Here is a 16,433-nt window from a genome sequence, read left to right as displayed (position 1 = left end):
ATGTCGAATCCTGCCTTTCCAAACAATTGTCAAAAAGGTGTTGAAAACTGAAGTGGTAAGTTATTCCCTTGTCTTGTTTCGATTGCAAAAAACACCCTATACTTTTAATGAAAGAAGAATCTTTGAATATACATAGGTATATGTAAGGGATTTAACAGAAGAAGGTTTATGAAAAGGCACAGAACGATAAGAATAATGATATCAAGGTAAATGCGAGGAGATATATCAATGATAGGAATTTACTCTCGTGTAAGCACACAAAATCAAGCTGAGGAAGGTTATAGCTTAGAGACACAAGAAGAACTTTGTATGAAACGAGCCAAAGAACTGGGCTATTCAAAGTCTCAAATAAAAGTTTATCGAGAAGAAGGTCGAAGTGGGGAAGACATTGATCGTCCTAAGATGAATGAACTCAGAGAAGATACTGCGAATGGTATCATCCATAAAGTTATTATTACCGATCCAGACAGACTGACAAGAGATTTAACGGATAAATTGATTGTTTGCAAAGAATGGGACAGACAAGATGTAGAAATTATTTTTATCGATACGGAATACCAAAATACCCCAGAAGGACAAATGTTCTTTAATATGCGTTCTGTTTTTGCTCAATATGAATTGGCTCAAATTAGAAAGCGTACTATTCGTGGACGACTTCGTGCGGTTGAAAAAGATAAAAAGATTATGCCCATGCGTACACCTCCATACGGATACGATTATAAAGATGGAGAGCTTTATATTAATGAAAAGGAAGCTGTATTTGTAAACAGGATATACAAGTGGTATTTAGAGGGATTAACGCTTCGTGAAATAGGGGAGAAGTTGTTTAAAGAGGGTGCGGTACCAAAACGAGCTCAAAGTAACAATTTTGGTGCTACATCTATCCGAAGGATTTTAACTTCCGAAATCTATATCGGTAAATATATTTACAACAGACGTGAAACGAAAAAAGTCTGGGGAGAAAGAACAGCATCAGGAAAACAGAAAAAAACATATAAAATCCGTGATGAATCCGAATGGATTACGGTAGATGTTCCACCCATAATTGATAAAAAAATATATAATCTAGCTCAAAAACAAAAAGAAAAGAATATAAAAAAGCGTGGAAATGTGAGATTTAATTATTTATTTAAAGGGATGATACGCTGCAAGCACTGCGGACGCATGTGGGAATGTACTACCTATAATGGGCGCGTGGATAAAAAAACTGGTGAAAAGAAAAAATACGCCGTTTATAGATGCCCGAATCTAAATCCAAAGCGGTACGGTGATGGAATAGAAAAATGTGAATCCCAAACGATTAGAGTTGATTTGCTTGACAAATATATTATGAACTTGATTTATGATACGTTAGGCAATCGTGAAATGTTTGAAGAAGCTGCGAAAGACCTTTTGATAAAAAAAGATGACGGATTAGATAATGAGTTGATGGAATTAGAGAAACAGCTGAAGCAAAAAGCAGATGAAAGAGACCGTGTGAAACGCATGTATGTGGTGGCTCAAGTGATTACAGAAGATGAGATGCTAAAGGATATGAAGAAAATCAATCAAGAGATAACGAAAATTACTAATGAGATTGATGTATTAAATAGGAAGAAAGAAAGCCAAGAAAGCTGTGTAATGACGAATGAACAAGTAGATATGATACTTAATACAATAGAGAACATGTTTGAGAAAGATGAAATGACATTCGAGGATAAGCGTGAATTAATGGAATTGCTAATTGAAGAAATAACGATTGATGCCAAGAGTGAAAAGGTTGGAATCGCAGTTAAAGGGCTCTTAGATGACATTGCTTCATGGTCACATCGTCAAAAAATTTGAAAATACGGGTGAAGATGCGGAAGATCTCATCTCCATCGGTACGATAGGGTTGATCAAGGCAATTGAGAGCTATTCAGAAGGAAAGGGGACGAAGCTTGCGACTTATGCGGCTCGTTGTATTGAAAACGAAATCCTCATGCATTTAAGAGCCTTGAAAAAGACCAAGAAGGATGTTTCACTTCATGATCCAATTGGCCAGGACAAAGAAGGGAATGAAATTTCCTTGATCGATGTCCTTAAATCGGATTCAGAGGATGTCATCAATACAATCCAATTAAATATGGAGCTTGAAAAAGTAAAGGAATATATCGGTGTTCTGGATGAGAGGGAAAAAGAAGTCATTGTAGGCAGATTTGGCCTTGATTTGAAGAAGGAAAAAACGCAAAGGGAAATTGCCAAAGAGTTGGGTATATCTCGAAGCTATGTATCGCGGATTGAAAAGCGGGCGTTGATGAAGATGTTCCATGAATTTTACCGGGCAGAGAAGGAGAAGCGGAAAAATAATTGAGAACTTGATAAAAACATATTAGTTGACATTGAAAATCATTATCAATTACTATATGAGTATCACTAGTGATTGGAGATGTTTTCATGTTTGTCCAAATGAAAAAAATTGTTGTAACTGAAGGAAATGCAGAGCAAGTCGTTAACCGTTTTGGCAGCCAAGGAATTATCGAGAAACAAGATGGGTTTATTGATTCAACGGTAATGGTGAAAAAAAGCCGCCGTGGGGATGAAGAGGTAATTGTGATGATTCGCTGGGAGTCAGAAGAGTACTGGAAACAGTGGGAGAAAAGTGAAGAACATATCGCTGGACATAAAGCAAATCTAGGAAAACCAAAGCCGGAATATATTGTTAGCTCTGAAGGCGGATTATATGAAGTAAAGGCAGTCAAAAAAGCAGCAGTACAGCAGAAATAATAAAGAAGGGGTATCGCCTAAGTTGTTTTTTGACTGGAAGATGCCCCTTTTCAATTATAATTATGCATCAATGATTTAGGCACTGTTAAGAAACTGAAGTTACTAAATGTGGTGGTGATGAGAGTAAAATAACGGTGATTAAAATATATGGGGTAGGTAATAATTAAACTTTATTTTACTGATTTGTGACTCGCTCTACAGCAGATTCGACTTTAAATAAACGTTTATTTAGTATATCAATGGCAGAATCATTATTATCTTGTTTTTTATTCATTCTTTTTAAGAGTGCAGTAATATCATTTGGTTCATTTTCTTCAATTCGATGAACTCCTGCTTTTATATCAGTAAGGTCATCTTTGAAATCTTTCAATTTTACGTCCATATTGGCTATTCTCATGTCTATTGTATCAAAACGACTGTTCATTTGGGAATTAACATCTTGAAGCTCGTGTTTAATAGTATCTAGTTCATTAAGCTTTCGAAGTATTAAATCCAGCTTTTTTTCCATGGGAATCATCCTCTCATTTGATAAATTGCTCCATTGAATCATCAGGTTCTAATAGAGTAATATCATTTTAACATGTTTTAATTAAAGAAGGTAGTTAAGAAATCCTGTCCTAATCCATGTATAGTAATAAAGAACCTCAGGCAAAGTTACTTGCCTGAGGTTCTTTATTAAGCTACTCAATCTTCCCATTCTTCAATAACAAATTCCAATTTTCTCCGCCATCTGTTGACTCATAAACATCATTTAAGTAGGTTGCAAAGGACAGGGTTTGCTCCTCTCTATGATTAACAGAAATAAACGTAACCGGATTATCGTAATTTAGATAAGGGATATTAAGTGGGATAGACTCTTTTGTTTTCAAATCCATTCGATAGAAAAGAACTTTATTATCCTTTGCAGCAGAATAATAAAGGGCATCTTCTGAAAAGGCTAAGGCTGTTGCCATGACAGGCTCTGTCACCATTTTCATATGTTCCCCTTTATCCTCAGACATAAATATTCCGCTTCTTGTGGACATGGCCATTAGGCTGCTGTTTGTTGGATGAGCGGCAATCATACCGAGTGTATCAGCATCAAAACCATTTAATCCAACTGGCTTCCATGAACGTCCCTCATCCTCTGAATAAAATACGCCAGGTTCAAGTGCAGAATTTTTCTCTTGGTTGATGATATAAATGATGTCACTCTGATAGCCCGATGACAAAAATGGGAAATTACTTTCACCGTAAAAAGCAAGTTTTTCAAGTGATGCGCCTTTATCAGAGCTTTTCACTAGTCCAAGCGGTGCCTTCGTATCTGAATCCTCTTCTTCTGGAAAACCGCTTGCATAGAATCCCTCTTCACTTGCTTGAAACCCCATGTACTCATGTTTTTCCGATGTTCCCTCGAGCCAGCCTTCAGCAGAGAATATTTTTATTCCCTCATGTGAAGCAATATAAAGTCCTTCATCATTTCCAGGGTATCCCAACCCATTTATGCGTTCGATCCGCTGGGGAACGGCTTGTTTGATTTCAAAATTGCTTTCCTGAACAGATTCACTTTTTTTCTTAGCCTGCTTGTCTTTATCTTGTCCATCGTTTGAACAGCCCGCCATTACTAAGGCAAAGCCAATCATACATGATAGAAAATACTTTTTTGACTTGTTCATGCTTTTCACTCCAACTGATGATTATTCATACTATCTTTCCTTACCCTTCCCATAGTAACGGATATAGCAAGGCAGAAGCAAAAGATTCATCCCTAAACAGGATATAAAATACACATGCGCCTATGCCATCCCGTTTTTTGAAGCATATTTTACTATAAAGAGAAGGGAGGTAGAATGTTTGTGCCATATGGATACCCATACACCTATTGTTGTCCTCCACCTCCGCCCCCGTGTCCTGCCGCTTATAATGGAGGAGGATTCTGGTTAGCTTTGGCAGTAGTGCTGCTCATTTTATTACTCGTTTTCGGTGGGTGGTTTTATTATAATAATGACTGCTAGTAAAGAGCTTATGCTTCTAAGCATAGGCTTTTCCTTTTTAAAAGAAACCCTATTGATAGAAATTTCCGAAAAGTTACCTTATAATATAGCTATGCCAAATGAAAAATGAATGTAGATAGAAGGAGGAAGATTCATGACAGCAACAACCTATTCACCAGTATGGGACTTGGACGTCTTTTTTAAAGGAGGAAGTTCCTCCGAAGCATTTATAAAGCACTTAAAGGCCACTGCAGAAAAAATAAAAGAGTTTGAGCAAGCTGTACATAATTGGGAACCAACTAATTCGATAGCAGATCAGAAGGAATTAGTAGAATTAATTGAGTTATTTCAAGCAGGGACAAAAAAGCTGAGGGAAGCAGGTGCGTTTGTCAGCTGCCTTCAAGCCCAAGATACAACAGATAAGAAAGCAGCTGAACATCGAGCTGCGATTACACAGTTAAGTGCTGTATTCCAGACGGTCTTAACTGTTTTCGATGAAAAGCTGACAAGCTATGATTCCGACGTTTGGAGGGAATTGCTCGCAACAGATGGGCTGAAGGAATTAACCTTTGTTCTAACTGAAAGAAGGAAGACTGCTTCAGAAAAGCTGTCCAAAGAGGAAGAAAGTTTGATTAATGCACTTGGAGTCGATGGCTACCATAGCTGGAGTCAGCTGTATGACACCATAGTTGGGAAGATAAAGATCCCATTCACTGAAAATGGGGAAGAACAGAAATTGTCTGTTGGTCAAGCAGCAAATAAATTTTCGAACCCTGATCGCAGTATTCGAAAAGAAGTATTCGAAAAGTGGGAAGAAGCATGGCAGGATCAATCAGATTATTTATCGAAGGCTTTGAATCACTTGGCTGGATTTAGGTTAAATGTGTATAAGCAGCGTGGGTGGGAAGACGTGCTAAAGGAACCACTTGATATCAATCGGATGACAAAAGAAACGCTTGATACGATGTGGGATGTCATTTCGAAGAGTAAAGAACCGCTCGTTCGATTTCTAAATAGAAAAGCAGAGCTTCTTGGGCTGGAAAAATTGAGCTGGTATGATCTTGATGCACCGATTGAACAAACGGAATCCAAAGTCTCCTATCAGGAAGGTGCAGAGTTCATTCTCGAGCAATTCTCTAAATTCGGTGATGAGATGACTTCATTTGCTAAAATGGCCTTTGAGGAAAAGTGGATTGAAGCGGAGGATCGGCCAGGAAAATCTCCAGGCGGCTTTCACACATATTTCCCTGAGAGCAGGCAGTCAAGGATATTTATGACTTATTCAGGCACACCATCAAATATTTCAACTTTGGCACATGAGCTTGGACATGGGTTCCATACGTATGCGATGAGAGATCTCCACTTATTAAATCGCAATTATGCCATGAATGTAGCGGAAACAGCATCAACGCTAGCGGAAATGATTGTAGCGGATGCATCGGTAAAAAATGCACAAACAGAGCAGGAAAAAATCACGCTTCTTGAAGATAAAATTCAACGAACAGTCGCATTGTTAATGAATATCCATGCCCGATTCTTGTTTGAAACACGTTTTTATGAAGAGCGTAAAAATGGAACAGTAAGTACTGAAAGATTAAATGTACTAATGGAAGAAGCGCAAAAAGAAGCTTATGGCGATGCCTTGGCTGAGTACCATCCATCCTTTTGGGGTTCAAAGCTACATTTCTATATTACAGGTGTTCCATTTTATAATTTCCCATATACATTTGGTTACCTCTTCTCACTTGGCATTTATGCAAAAGCGCTAGAGGAAGGAAAGGGATACGAAGAAAAGTACATTGCATTATTGAAGGATACCGCTTCAATGACGGTAGAAGAGTTGGCAGAAAAACATCTCAATATTGATTTAACAAAGCCGGATTTCTGGGAAAAAGCTGTCCAACTATGTATGGATGACGTTGAGGAATTCCTCGCTTTAACAGAAAAGAAATAATAAAAAGGCCGCACACTTTAAATGAAAAGGTGCGGCCTCTTTTGTCTGTCTAGCGTTTTTCTAATTAAATCTTCTTTAATTTAAAAGGGCTGACCATTAGGAATGATACTAAAAACATAATAAATAAGAAGAAGGGGGCAGGAAAGAAGGGAATCGCCAAAAAAGTGAGAGTGGCTAAGCATCCAGCTGCAGTAATAGGAAGACCTGTAAAATAGCCGTTATTTTCACTAATATTAAAACGAGCAAGGCGAAAAGCACCGCAGCCTATGTAGAAAATCGTAAAGAACGATCCCGGAACACCGTATTCAAATAAAATTCCTTGATATATTAATAGTGCAGGGGCTACTCCAAATGATATAATATCACTCATGGAATCTAACTGCTTGCCTAACTCAGATTCAATCTGAAGCCTTCGTGCAACCATGCCGTCCAATCGATCAACCAATGCGGCGATAAAAATAAGGAGTAAGCTTAAATTGAGCTCACCCTTTAAGATGAAAAGAATGGAGAATCCACCTAAGAATAAATTGGCCAAAGTTAAAACATTTGCTGTCTGTGATTTAAATTTTTTAATCGTTTGATCAAGTACATTGGATAAAAACATTTCCGTTACACCTCATTCATTTAGAAGCAAAAGCTTCTACTTTACTTATATAATAATATTTTATTTTAATTCTTTTATGACTATTGATAAGGATGAAATTTACATCATTTGGAGGTGAGATTTTGATTCAGCCGTTATATCGCTTTATGATTGAACTTACGAATGGGAGATGGACTTCTGGAATACTTAAGAAGTTTGCACGCTCAAAGGTGAGTCGTTATTTTGTTCCTTCTTTTGCAAGAGTTTATCAAATCAATGAAAGTGAAATGGAGAAAAGCCTTGCTCAGTACTCTACCTTACATGACTTTTTTACCCGTAAGCTTAAAGAGGGTGCGCGAAATTCTGATCAGAATCCCGAATCGATAATAAGTCCTGTGGACGCAGTAATTGAAGATCTCGGGTTGATTGAGCCTGGACACGTCATTACTGTGAAAGGGAAGGAATATTCGATAAGGGAAATGTTAGGCAATGAGAAGAAACTAGAAAAGTATTCAGGCGGGCATTATATGATTTTTTACCTTAGTCCAAGCCATTATCACCGTATACATAGTCCAGTTTCAGGAACAGTTGTCGATCAGTGGACATTGGGAAAGAAATCATATCCAGTGAATAAATATGGATTGAAATATGGGAAGAATGCATTATCGGGAAATTACCGAACAATTACAGAGGTAAAGCATAGCGGTGGAGGGTTCGTGTCGATCGTGAAGGTGGGAGCGATGTTTGTTAATTCAATTGAAGTGATCCATGAAGGAGAGGAATTAGTAAAGGGAAATGAAATGGCTTATTTTTCCTTTGGCTCCACTGTTGTGCTCCTTTTTGAAAAAGATAGCTTCCAGCCTCTATCTACGATAAGAGTTCCTTTTGATGTAAAGGTTGGGGAGAAAATTGGCACTATGCTGTAAAAAGGTACCTTCCTTCTAAAAAGAAAAAAAGCCCGAAATGGGCTTGTCCGATATTTTTATGAAGAAACTTTTATTCTATTTGATAAAGACCGTCTGTGAATTTCTGTTTCAATAAGGCGGATGAAATCGGGACTCAGTTTCAGCTCTCTAGCCTTGTGGTAAGATTCGATTAATAACTCGTCTGATAGCTTGCGCATGTCCTTTCACCTCCAATAAAAATTAAAAGGTCTATTTCATTAGGTTCTTACATATAATGTAGTTTTTATGTTATACCCTTACTCTAGCAAAAATAACCGGTTAGAACAACCGTTCTGTTATCCACAGTAATTAGTGGATAACCTGTGACTAAGTTGTTTATAAAATGAGAAATGGTATATAAATGGGTGTGCTTAATGTGTATAAAGTTATCCACAGCTCGAGAGAAAAAGAAAAATGTCGAAAAACTTTTTCGTTTAAAAAGGATATAATAGGATTGAAAGGCACTTCCGCTTTTCGTGATGTCCAGCTCCAGCGCCTAGGAGCTCGAGTCATAAGCCAATCCGACAAGAAGGTTAAAGAACAACCTTCCTGCCGACTTGTCTTATGCTTGTCGCCCCTGAACAAGGCGCTTTCGCTTTTCTTGTTTGATAGAACGGTTTAAATTGGTTATGATGAAGTACGAAATATTTGGTTGGTTATTTAGTTTTTATTACGAATTTAACTGAGGTGTAAATATAGTGTTAAAGCATTTTTTGCCAGATCAGCATGCAAAAAGCATTTTTGAAATTACTCCTGAAAGCTTGAAGGAAAATGGAATTAAAGGGATTATTACTGATTTAGATAATACTTTGGTTGAGTGGGATCGGCCAAATGCTACCCCTAGATTAATTAAATGGTTTGAAGAAATGAAACATAGCAATGTGAAGATTACGATTGTTTCAAATAATAATGAGGACCGTGTAAGGTCTTTTTCAGACCCTCTAAATATCCCGTTTATCCCTGCAGCAAGGAAGCCTTTAGGACGAGCATTTAATCGAGCGCTTCAAGAAATGGACCTTGCCAAGGAAGAAACGGTTGTTATTGGTGATCAATTATTAACAGATGTACTCGGTGGCAATCGCAGTGGGCTCCGGACAATCCTTGTCGTTCCGGTTGCACAAACAGATGGGTTTGTGACTCGGTTTAATCGGAAGGTCGAAAGAAAAATATTAAATTGGTTCCGAAAAAAAGGAATGATCCAATGGGAGGATTAAAAAGTGAGTGAACAATATTCGTGTATAGGCTGCGGTGTGAAGATCCAAACTGAAGATCGTGAAGCAATTGGTTACGCACCGCAATCAGCTTTACTAAAGGAAGATATTATTTGTCAGCGATGCTTTCGTTTAAAGCATTATAATGAAGTGCAAGATGTAAATCTAACAGATGACGATTTTCTAAAAATCCTAAATGAAATCGGTCAAAGTGATGCATTAATCGTTAAAATTGTTGATATTTTTGACTTTAACGGCAGCTGGCTTCCAGGTTTGCATCGATTTGTAGGGAAAAATAAAATTCTTCTTGTCGGGAATAAAGTTGATTTGCTTCCGAAATCGGTGAAACCGAATAAATTAATCAATTGGATGAAGCAGGAAGCGAAAGAACTTGGTTTAAAGCCTGAAGAAGTCTTTCTAGTAAGTGCTGCTAAAGGTCAGTTTATTCAAGAAGTAGCTGCAGCTATTGATGAATATCGTGAAGGAAAAGATGTTTATGTTGTCGGCTGTACAAATGTAGGAAAATCAACGTTTATTAACCGAATTTTAAAAGAAGTGACTGGAGAAGGTGATGTAATTACTACTTCACATTTCCCTGGAACAACCCTTGATATTATTGAAATTCCGCTCTCTGACGGAAAAGCACTTGTCGATACACCAGGGATTATTAACCATCATCAAATGGCACATTATGTAGATAAAGGTGATCTGAAAATCATTACCCCGAAAAAGGAGATCAAACCAAAAGTCTATCAGCTAAATGAGGGACAAACCCTATTCTTCGGCGGTCTTGCACGGTTTGATTATATCACTGGTGGACGCCGATCATTTACCTGTCATTTTTCAAATGAAATCAATATCCATCGAACAAAATTAGAAAAAGCAGATGAATTATATAAAAATCATGTCGGTGAATTATTAACTCCGCCGCGAATGGATGACAAGGAGAATTTCCCTGAATTAGTGAAGCATGAATTCACAATTAAGGAAGGGAAAATGGATATTGTTTTTTCAGGCCTAGGCTGGATCACAATCAATGACCCAGGTGCCAAAATTGCTGCCTATGTACCAAAAGGTGTCCATGCGCTCATTAGAAAATCATTAATCTAGGCTTTTTTTAAAAGATTGTTGTTTTTGAATAAGGCTGGTTGATTGGAGCGGAAGGTTGCGAGACTCCTGCGGGAGGAGTGGGACAGGTGAGACCCCGCAGGCGCTTATGCGCTGAGGAGGCTCACCGCCCACCCCGCGGAAAGCGAGCGACCTGGAGCGGAAATCAACCTCTACTAACTACGTTCAATTCTAAAGAATGCCGTGTTTAAATAATAGATCATAGATATAGGGAGATGTAGAGTATGAAGAAGCTTTATGCTGTACTGGGAGATCCGATTGCTCATTCAATGTCTCCCGCTATGCATAATGATTTATTTCAATTATATGGAATCGATGCCCATTATCAGCCCTTTCATGTGAAAAGAGACAATCTAGAAGATGCGATTAAAGGATTGAAAGCATTGGGAGTGGCGGGATTTAATATTACCGTTCCACATAAAGAATCCATTCTTCCGTTATTGGATAAACTAGACCCGCTTGCAGAAGCCATTGGGGCAGTTAATACAGTTGTGAATGAAAACGGAACATTTGTCGGCTATAATACAGATGGCGCCGGTTATTTAAGAGGGCTGCTAACTGAATTGCCTTCCATTAATGATAAAAATGTTTTGATTATTGGTGCTGGTGGGGCTGCTAAGGCACTTTATTATACATTGGCTCATTCAGGCGTTCATAAATTGGACATATATAATAGAACTGCACAAAAAGCACAGACTATTATCAATGAATGCCCTTATCCTATCTCCTCGACTGTTATAGGACTAGAGGAGGCAGAACAGAATCTTGCAGATTATCAATTACTTATTCAGACCACTCCGATTGGAATGTCTCCTGATATAAATAAACTTCCGCTTTCATTACATAATTTGAACGCAGATACATTTGTAAGTGATATAATATATAATCCGCTTGAGACGAAAATTTTGCGGGAAGCTAAAAGAAATGGTGCGAAAATACAAAATGGATTGGAAATGTTTGTGTTTCAAGGAGCGCTAGCTTTTGAGAAGTGGACAGGCATTTTTCCAAATACGGAACGTATGAAAACGAATGTACTTGCACAACTGGGAGGATAAATAAAATGTTAACAGGAAAACAAAAGCGTTTTTTACGCTCAAAGGCTCACAGCCTGAACCCAATTTTTCAAGTTGGTAAAGGTGGAGTGAATGAAAATATGATTAAGCAAGTTCGTGATGCGCTTGAGGCTCGTGAATTAATGAAAATCAGCATCCTGCAAAACTGTGATGAGGATAAACACACAGTTGCAGACCAATTGGCAAAAGGAACGAGAGCACAGCTTGTACAAATAATCGGCAATATCATTGTTCTCTATAAGGAATCAAGAGAAAACAAACAAATTATCTTGCCAAAAAGCTAGCCATAAAGATCAGGAGGAGAGCAATTGAAGAAAGTCGGCATTTTAGGAGGCACTTTTGATCCCCCGCATCTTGGTCATTTAATTATTGCGAATGAAGTGTTGAACGCGCATGACTTAGATGAAATTTGGTTTATGCCGAACCAAGAGCCTCCACATAAAAAAAAGACAAATGCGGTTACAGATGAAGATCGAGTGAATATGCTAAAGCTGGCAATCAAAGGACATTCCCAATTTAAAACGGAATTGATCGAACTAGAAAGAAAAGGTCCTTCATATACTTACGAGACAATGAAGATTCTTACAGAAAAGCATCAAGACAAACAGTTCTATTTTATCATTGGTGCTGATATGATTGAGTATTTGCCCAAGTGGCAAAATATCAATCAACTTGTTGAAATCATTCAGTTTATTGGTGTGAAGAGGCCTTCCTATAGCCATGAAAGCACTTATCCTATTCTTTATGCGGAAGTCCCGGAAATGGGAATATCCTCAAGCCTTATTCGAAGCCGTTTAAAGGAAGATCAAACCATCCGCTATCTTGTTCCAGATCCGGTAAGGGTTTATATTAAGGAGAAAAATTTATATGGATCGTAATCTTGCCTTATTAAAAGTGAAGGATCAATTGACAGAGCATCGCTATAATCATACGCTTGGTGTTATGGAGTCAGCGATTGCCCTTGCTAAAAGGTACGGAGCAGATGAAAAGAAGGCTGAGCTAGCTGCCATTTTTCATGATTATGCAAAATTCCGTCCGAAAGAGGAAATGAAACAACACATTATTGACCAAGGAATGCCGGTCGAGCTTCTTCGATACAATAGTGAACTTTGGCATGCTCCAGTTGGGGCTTTTCTTGTTCATAAGGAAGCCGGGATCGAGGATGAAGAAATACTTGATGCCATTAGATACCATACTTCTGGCAGGGTTGGCATGACCTTGTTGGAAAAAGTCATCTATTTGGCCGATTATATTGAACCTGGAAGACATTTTCCTGGAGTAGAAGAAGTGCGGGAAATCGCGAAAACAAGCTTGGATCATGCTTTAATTAAATCGATCCAAAATACTATCTTTTTTTTAATGAAAAAGGATCAGCCAATATTCCCTGCTACATTTAACACATACAATGACCTAATTATGAACCTGGAGGACTGATTGAATGAGTGAAAGAAATTTACTATTAACTGCAGTTAAAGCAGCTGATGATAAGAGAGCAGAACAAATCGTTGCATTAAATATGAAGGGTGTCTCTTTGATTGCCGATTATTTTCTTATTTGCCACGGAAATTCTGATAAGCAAGTTCAGGCAATTGCGAAGGAAATGAAGGAAAAAGCCGAAGAACTTGGATTTTCAGTAAAGAGAATGGAAGGCTTTGATGAAGCTCGTTGGATCCTTGTTGATCTTGGAGATGTAGTTGCTCATATCTTCCATCGTGATGAAAGAAGCTATTATAATTTAGAACGCTTATGGGGCGATGCAGCGATTGAAGATATTCAAAGTGAGCTTAATCAATGACCTATGGGAAGTTTGCATATGTCTATGATGAGTTGATGAAAGATGTTCCCTATGATAAATGGGTAGACCTTGTTATGAAAAATACCCAGAAATATAATATTCAAGGGAAGAGACTTTTGGACATTGCTTGTGGAACGGGTGAGCTTTCTATTAAATTTGCCAAGAAGGGCTATCATGTAACAGGTGTTGATCTTTCAGAAGATATGCTGATGGTTGCTCATTCAAAAGCGGCTGATAACGGAATGGATATCCAATTCTATCAGCAGAATATGGCTGAGCTTGAAGGGCTAGGACAATTTGATATTATCGGCATTTTTTGTGATTCTTTAAATTATTTGCAGTCAGAGCAAGAAGTTTTAGATACCTTCATGCATGTTTATGAGCATTTGGATGATAAAGGCCTTTTCATTTTTGATGTCCATTCTATTCATAAGATCTTGCAGATATTTATGAATCAAACCTTTACCTTAAATGATGAAGAAATTAGTTATATTTGGAATAGCTATCAAGGAGAGTTCCCGAATAGTGTGGAACATGATTTAAGTTTCTTCGTTCTTGATCATAAATCTGGGATGTATGATCGATATGATGAACTTCATTTCCAGCGGACCTATCCAATAGAAATCTATGAGACTTGGCTAAGAGAGGCTGGTTTTGAGGTTGTGGAAGTAGCGGCAGATTTTGAGTCTGTCTCACCACAAACACAGTCTGAACGGATCATCTTTATTTGTCGGAAAAAATAAACAAGCAGAGCCGGATTTAATTCTGGCTCTGCATTTTTTGTTATAAAAAATAAAAACAAGAAGGATTCGTTCGATTCTTGTCGAATAGTTAAGATTGAATGGTGTAGTGACTTTTTACTTGTTCTCGATCCTCTGCAAATTTTGAATGGGTTGCTTGAAAGATATGTTCAAATACATTTCCTAATTCATTTTCCAGCACCTTGATGCCTTCACCGGTAATACCTCCTTTTACACATACCTTTTCCTGTAATGTCGGCAATGTATAAAAGCCCTTTTTCATGAGTTCTCCCATGCCAATCAGCATTTCTTCAGCAAGAGTTGTAGCGGTCTCTTGATCGATATCTGTCTCCTTTACCGCAGCAAGAATAAAACGCTGGGTTAAGTAGCTAAAAAAGGCAGGACCACAGCTTACAATGTCAGAGGCAACCCGTGTAATATTTTCCTCAATCTCAACTGGCTTTGACACTTTCTCAAATAGACTTTGTATCTCCTTTTTCCACACTGTCTCACATCTGGCACCAAATGATACTAATGAAACACCTGTAAGTGCCCTGTTAGTTATACTGGGAATAACCCTTGCAGCTGAACAAGGTGTAATGGATTCTAATTGTTCAACGCTGATTGGACTGGTAATAGAAACAATACATTTCTCTTTCGTTAAGACTGGATAAATATCTTTAATGACTTTATGAACATCATGTGGCTTTACGCATACAAAGATAAGCTCGGATCGCTCTGCCACATCTCTTCCACTTTCACTGACATGTATGTCCTCGTAATTTTTCTTGATTTCCAATGCTTTTGATAACGTTCGATTGGTAATCGTCATGGAAGAAGGGGAAACGGCTTTTCCATCAAGTAATGCCTCTGCCAGAATTCTCCCCATATTACCTGTACCAATGATTCCTATTTTCATTGTTCCATCCCTCCTTCGGACCCAAAGCTTCCTCCTATACGATATGAACTTCTATAATTGAATATGCTAAAAAAAGAAAGGAAGATTTCAATGATTGATTGGCTAAAAGCAAATAAATTATATGTAGCAGGGGGTATTATCATTGGGATTGTATTCATTTATTTCTTAATTGATCCACTAGAAGATCAAAGCAATATGTTTGAAGATGAAGAAGAATGGCTAGATGATGAGGAAAATGTTTTGAAGGGAAATGTGGAAGACGAAGCAGAAGTGGTGATGAAGGTCATTGTCGATGTAAAGGGAGCTGTTAGAAAACCAGGTGTGTATGAGGCTGAATCAGATGAACGGGTAATTGACATGATCAATAAAGCGGGAGGCCTAACAGAAACTGCGGATGAAGCAAAGATAAATTTTGCTATAAGAGTAGAGGATGAAATGGTTATTTATGTTCCAGAAGTTGGTGAAGAAATGGAACAAGTAGAAGGAACAGTTACCGCTGCCGGCAGTACAGAACAAGCGGATGGCAAGATTAATATAAACACAGCTGATGAATCACAATTGCAAACTTTACCAGGAATTGGACCTGCTAAAGCTGCGGCCATCATCGAGTTTCGTGACAAAAGCGGCCCTTTTAAAGCCATTGAAGATTTAAAAATGATTAGCGGCATTGGGGAAAAGAGCTTTGAAAAATTACAGGATAGTATAAAGGTAAAGTGAAAGAACCATTGACCCATTATTGATAGGGGCTTAAACTAATTTTTAAGGTGACTTTTTAAAGAATTGTCGGATAAAAGAAAAGGGGAGTAATGAATGGAAAGAATATCTTGGAATCAGTACTTCATTGCGCAAAGTCATTTGCTTGCTTTAAGGAGTACTTGTACTAGACTATCTGTAGGAGCAACGATTGTAAGAGATAAGAGAATTATTGCTGGTGGATATAATGGCTCCATTACCGGTGGGGAGCATTGTATAGACGATGGCTGCTATGTGATTGATAATCATTGCGTTCGGACGATCCATGCTGAAATGAACGCTATTCTACAATGTGCAAAATTTGGTGTGCCAACAAGCGATGCTGAAATATATGTAACTCACTTCCCTTGCCTGCAGTGCTCTAAAGCAATTATCCAGGCAGGAATTAAAACCGTTTACTATTCAAAGGATTACAAAAATCACCCCTATGCCATCGAACTCTTTAAAATGGCAGGCGTAAAGGTAGAACAAGTGGAAGGTAATGATATATCTATTGAATTCCATTCGCAAAAAGATAATACCTTGATTTAAATCAGTCTAATAATAATAAGGGAGAATCGTTGCTACATGATTACTCGCTTTATTTATATAGGTTGTGAAAATTTATACTGTTGA

The 16,433-nt window shown here is 37.9% G+C and carries 18 protein-coding genes and 2 pseudogenes; 15 read left to right on the top strand and 5 right to left on the bottom strand.

Annotated elements, in window-relative coordinates:
* Positions 1-210 precede the first annotated feature (210 nt).
* The 3 genes and pseudogenes from ACFYKT_RS10540 to ACFYKT_RS10530 all read left to right on the top strand — a co-directional run bounded on the left by ACFYKT_RS10540 (position 211) and on the right by ACFYKT_RS10530 (position 2,745).
* Positions 211-1,824, top strand: a complete 1,614-nt coding sequence (locus ACFYKT_RS10540) for a recombinase family protein (RefSeq protein WP_389219267.1) — start codon at positions 211-213, stop codon at positions 1,822-1,824.
* Positions 1,796-2,332 (top strand): annotated as a pseudogene (gene sigK, locus ACFYKT_RS10535) (RNA polymerase sporulation sigma factor SigK); the annotation flags it as partial. The gene ACFYKT_RS10540 and the pseudogene sigK, both read left to right, overlap by 29 nt.
* 83 nt (positions 2,333-2,415) lie before the next feature.
* The gene (locus tag ACFYKT_RS10530; RefSeq protein WP_389219265.1) at positions 2,416-2,745 is read left to right on the top strand and encodes an antibiotic biosynthesis monooxygenase family protein; all 330 of its coding nucleotides are present in this window, start codon (positions 2,416-2,418) and stop codon (positions 2,743-2,745) included.
* A gap of 175 nt (positions 2,746-2,920) precedes the next feature.
* Here ACFYKT_RS10530 and ACFYKT_RS10525 read toward each other — a convergent pair whose 3' ends face one another.
* Both ACFYKT_RS10525 and ACFYKT_RS10520 read right to left on the bottom strand, forming a co-directional pair.
* Complete coding sequence (locus ACFYKT_RS10525; RefSeq protein ID WP_389219263.1) at positions 2,921-3,253, bottom strand: hypothetical protein; 333 nt, start codon at positions 3,251-3,253, stop codon at positions 2,921-2,923.
* Positions 3,254-3,425: 172 nt separating this feature from the next.
* On the bottom strand, positions 3,426-4,400 hold the full coding sequence (locus ACFYKT_RS10520) for a F510_1955 family glycosylhydrolase (protein WP_389219261.1): 975 nt from the start codon (positions 4,398-4,400) through the stop codon (positions 3,426-3,428).
* 472 nt (positions 4,401-4,872) lie between these two features.
* Here ACFYKT_RS10520 and ACFYKT_RS10515 point away from each other — a divergent pair, with 472 nt between their 5' ends.
* Entirely contained in the window at positions 4,873-6,672 is a 1,800-nt protein-coding gene (locus ACFYKT_RS10515; RefSeq protein WP_389219259.1) for a M3 family oligoendopeptidase, read from the top strand.
* Positions 6,673-6,736: 64 nt separating this feature from the next.
* On the opposite strand, the gene pssA is transcribed toward ACFYKT_RS10515, so the two are convergent.
* On the bottom strand, positions 6,737-7,276 hold the full coding sequence (pssA, locus tag ACFYKT_RS10510) for a CDP-diacylglycerol--serine O-phosphatidyltransferase (protein WP_389219257.1): 540 nt from the start codon (positions 7,274-7,276) through the stop codon (positions 6,737-6,739).
* A 122-nt stretch (positions 7,277-7,398) separates the two neighbouring features.
* Here pssA and ACFYKT_RS10505 point away from each other — a divergent pair, with 122 nt between their 5' ends.
* Positions 7,399-8,181 (top strand): phosphatidylserine decarboxylase, encoded by a 783-nt coding sequence (locus tag ACFYKT_RS10505; RefSeq protein ID WP_389219255.1) that lies wholly within the window; start codon positions 7,399-7,401, stop codon positions 8,179-8,181.
* A 56-nt stretch (positions 8,182-8,237) separates the two neighbouring features.
* On the opposite strand, the gene ACFYKT_RS10500 is transcribed toward ACFYKT_RS10505, so the two are convergent.
* Positions 8,238-8,378, bottom strand: a complete 141-nt coding sequence (locus tag ACFYKT_RS10500; protein WP_389219253.1) for a sporulation histidine kinase inhibitor Sda — start codon at positions 8,376-8,378, stop codon at positions 8,238-8,240.
* A 519-nt stretch (positions 8,379-8,897) separates the two neighbouring features.
* On the opposite strand from ACFYKT_RS10500, the gene ACFYKT_RS10495 reads away from it, so the two are divergent.
* The 8 genes from ACFYKT_RS10495 to ACFYKT_RS10460 all read left to right on the top strand — a co-directional run bounded on the left by ACFYKT_RS10495 (position 8,898) and on the right by ACFYKT_RS10460 (position 14,149).
* Positions 8,898-9,413: a YqeG family HAD IIIA-type phosphatase gene (locus ACFYKT_RS10495; protein WP_389219251.1), complete on the top strand. Its 516-nt coding sequence runs from the start codon at positions 8,898-8,900 to the stop codon at positions 9,411-9,413.
* A gap of 3 nt (positions 9,414-9,416) precedes the next feature.
* Positions 9,417-10,520 (top strand): ribosome biogenesis GTPase YqeH, encoded by a 1,104-nt coding sequence (gene yqeH, locus ACFYKT_RS10490; RefSeq protein ID WP_389219249.1) that lies wholly within the window; start codon positions 9,417-9,419, stop codon positions 10,518-10,520.
* A 242-nt stretch (positions 10,521-10,762) separates the two neighbouring features.
* Positions 10,763-11,593, top strand: coding sequence for a shikimate dehydrogenase (locus ACFYKT_RS10485; protein WP_389219247.1), 831 nt, complete (start codon positions 10,763-10,765; stop codon positions 11,591-11,593).
* 5 nt (positions 11,594-11,598) lie between these two features.
* Positions 11,599-11,895: a ribosome assembly RNA-binding protein YhbY gene (gene yhbY / locus ACFYKT_RS10480; protein WP_389219245.1), complete on the top strand. Its 297-nt coding sequence runs from the start codon at positions 11,599-11,601 to the stop codon at positions 11,893-11,895.
* A 24-nt stretch (positions 11,896-11,919) separates the two neighbouring features.
* Positions 11,920-12,489, top strand: coding sequence for a nicotinate-nucleotide adenylyltransferase (locus ACFYKT_RS10475; protein WP_389219243.1), 570 nt, complete (start codon positions 11,920-11,922; stop codon positions 12,487-12,489).
* Positions 12,479-13,045, top strand: coding sequence for a bis(5'-nucleosyl)-tetraphosphatase (symmetrical) YqeK (gene yqeK / locus ACFYKT_RS10470; RefSeq protein WP_389219241.1), 567 nt, complete (start codon positions 12,479-12,481; stop codon positions 13,043-13,045). Before ACFYKT_RS10475 ends, yqeK begins: the two co-directional genes overlap by 11 nt.
* 4 nt (positions 13,046-13,049) lie before the next feature.
* Positions 13,050-13,406 (top strand): ribosome silencing factor, encoded by a 357-nt coding sequence (gene rsfS, locus ACFYKT_RS10465; protein ID WP_389219239.1) that lies wholly within the window; start codon positions 13,050-13,052, stop codon positions 13,404-13,406.
* Complete coding sequence (locus ACFYKT_RS10460; protein WP_389219237.1) at positions 13,403-14,149, top strand: class I SAM-dependent DNA methyltransferase; 747 nt, start codon at positions 13,403-13,405, stop codon at positions 14,147-14,149. The genes rsfS and ACFYKT_RS10460 overlap by 4 nt, the downstream gene beginning before the upstream one ends.
* 88 nt (positions 14,150-14,237) lie before the next feature.
* On the opposite strand, the gene comER is transcribed toward ACFYKT_RS10460, so the two are convergent.
* Complete coding sequence (gene comER, locus ACFYKT_RS10455; RefSeq protein ID WP_389219235.1) at positions 14,238-15,065, bottom strand: late competence protein ComER; 828 nt, start codon at positions 15,063-15,065, stop codon at positions 14,238-14,240.
* 90 nt (positions 15,066-15,155) lie between these two features.
* Between comER and ACFYKT_RS10450 the strand changes: the two genes are divergently transcribed.
* Together ACFYKT_RS10450 and ACFYKT_RS10445 are read left to right on the top strand one after the other, a co-directional pair.
* Positions 15,156-15,782, top strand: a complete 627-nt coding sequence (locus ACFYKT_RS10450) for a helix-hairpin-helix domain-containing protein (protein ID WP_389219233.1) — start codon at positions 15,156-15,158, stop codon at positions 15,780-15,782.
* Between the two features lie 93 nt (positions 15,783-15,875).
* Positions 15,876-16,331, top strand: a pseudogene (locus ACFYKT_RS10445) (ComE operon protein 2); the annotation flags it as partial.
* Positions 16,332-16,433: the final 102 nt, after the last annotated feature.

It is taken from the genome of Cytobacillus mangrovibacter (genome assembly GCF_042865275.1).
GTDB classification, from domain to species: Bacteria; Bacillota; Bacilli; order Bacillales; family Cytobacillaceae; genus Cytobacillus; species Cytobacillus mangrovibacter.
The sequence above is the reverse complement of the archived record's forward strand: the minus strand, read 5'-3'. Positions and strand labels throughout refer to the sequence as shown.

Bases quoted from the DNA above. Each gene is read 5' to 3' on its own strand.
- ACFYKT_RS10540 (WP_389219267.1), top strand. From the start codon at position 211: ATGCGAGGAGATATATCAATGATAGGAATTTACTCTCGTGTAAGCACA.
- ACFYKT_RS10530 (WP_389219265.1), top strand. From the start codon at position 2,416: ATGTTTGTCCAAATGAAAAAAATTGTTGTAACTGAAGGAAATGCAGAG.
- ACFYKT_RS10525 (WP_389219263.1), bottom strand. From the start codon at position 3,253: ATGGAAAAAAAGCTGGATTTAATACTTCGAAAGCTTAATGAACTAGAT.
- ACFYKT_RS10520 (WP_389219261.1), bottom strand. From the start codon at position 4,400: ATGAACAAGTCAAAAAAGTATTTTCTATCATGTATGATTGGCTTTGCC.
- ACFYKT_RS10515 (WP_389219259.1), top strand. From the start codon at position 4,873: ATGACAGCAACAACCTATTCACCAGTATGGGACTTGGACGTCTTTTTT.
- pssA (WP_389219257.1), bottom strand. From the start codon at position 7,276: ATGTTTTTATCCAATGTACTTGATCAAACGATTAAAAAATTTAAATCA.
- ACFYKT_RS10500 (WP_389219253.1), bottom strand. From the start codon at position 8,378: ATGCGCAAGCTATCAGACGAGTTATTAATCGAATCTTACCACAAGGCT.
- ACFYKT_RS10485 (WP_389219247.1), top strand. From the start codon at position 10,763: ATGAAGAAGCTTTATGCTGTACTGGGAGATCCGATTGCTCATTCAATG.
- yhbY (WP_389219245.1), top strand. From the start codon at position 11,599: ATGTTAACAGGAAAACAAAAGCGTTTTTTACGCTCAAAGGCTCACAGC.
- yqeK (WP_389219241.1), top strand. From the start codon at position 12,479: ATGGATCGTAATCTTGCCTTATTAAAAGTGAAGGATCAATTGACAGAG.
- rsfS (WP_389219239.1), top strand. From the start codon at position 13,050: ATGAGTGAAAGAAATTTACTATTAACTGCAGTTAAAGCAGCTGATGAT.
- ACFYKT_RS10460 (WP_389219237.1), top strand. From the start codon at position 13,403: ATGACCTATGGGAAGTTTGCATATGTCTATGATGAGTTGATGAAAGAT.
- comER (WP_389219235.1), bottom strand. From the start codon at position 15,065: ATGAAAATAGGAATCATTGGTACAGGTAATATGGGGAGAATTCTGGCA.
- ACFYKT_RS10450 (WP_389219233.1), top strand. From the start codon at position 15,156: ATGATTGATTGGCTAAAAGCAAATAAATTATATGTAGCAGGGGGTATT.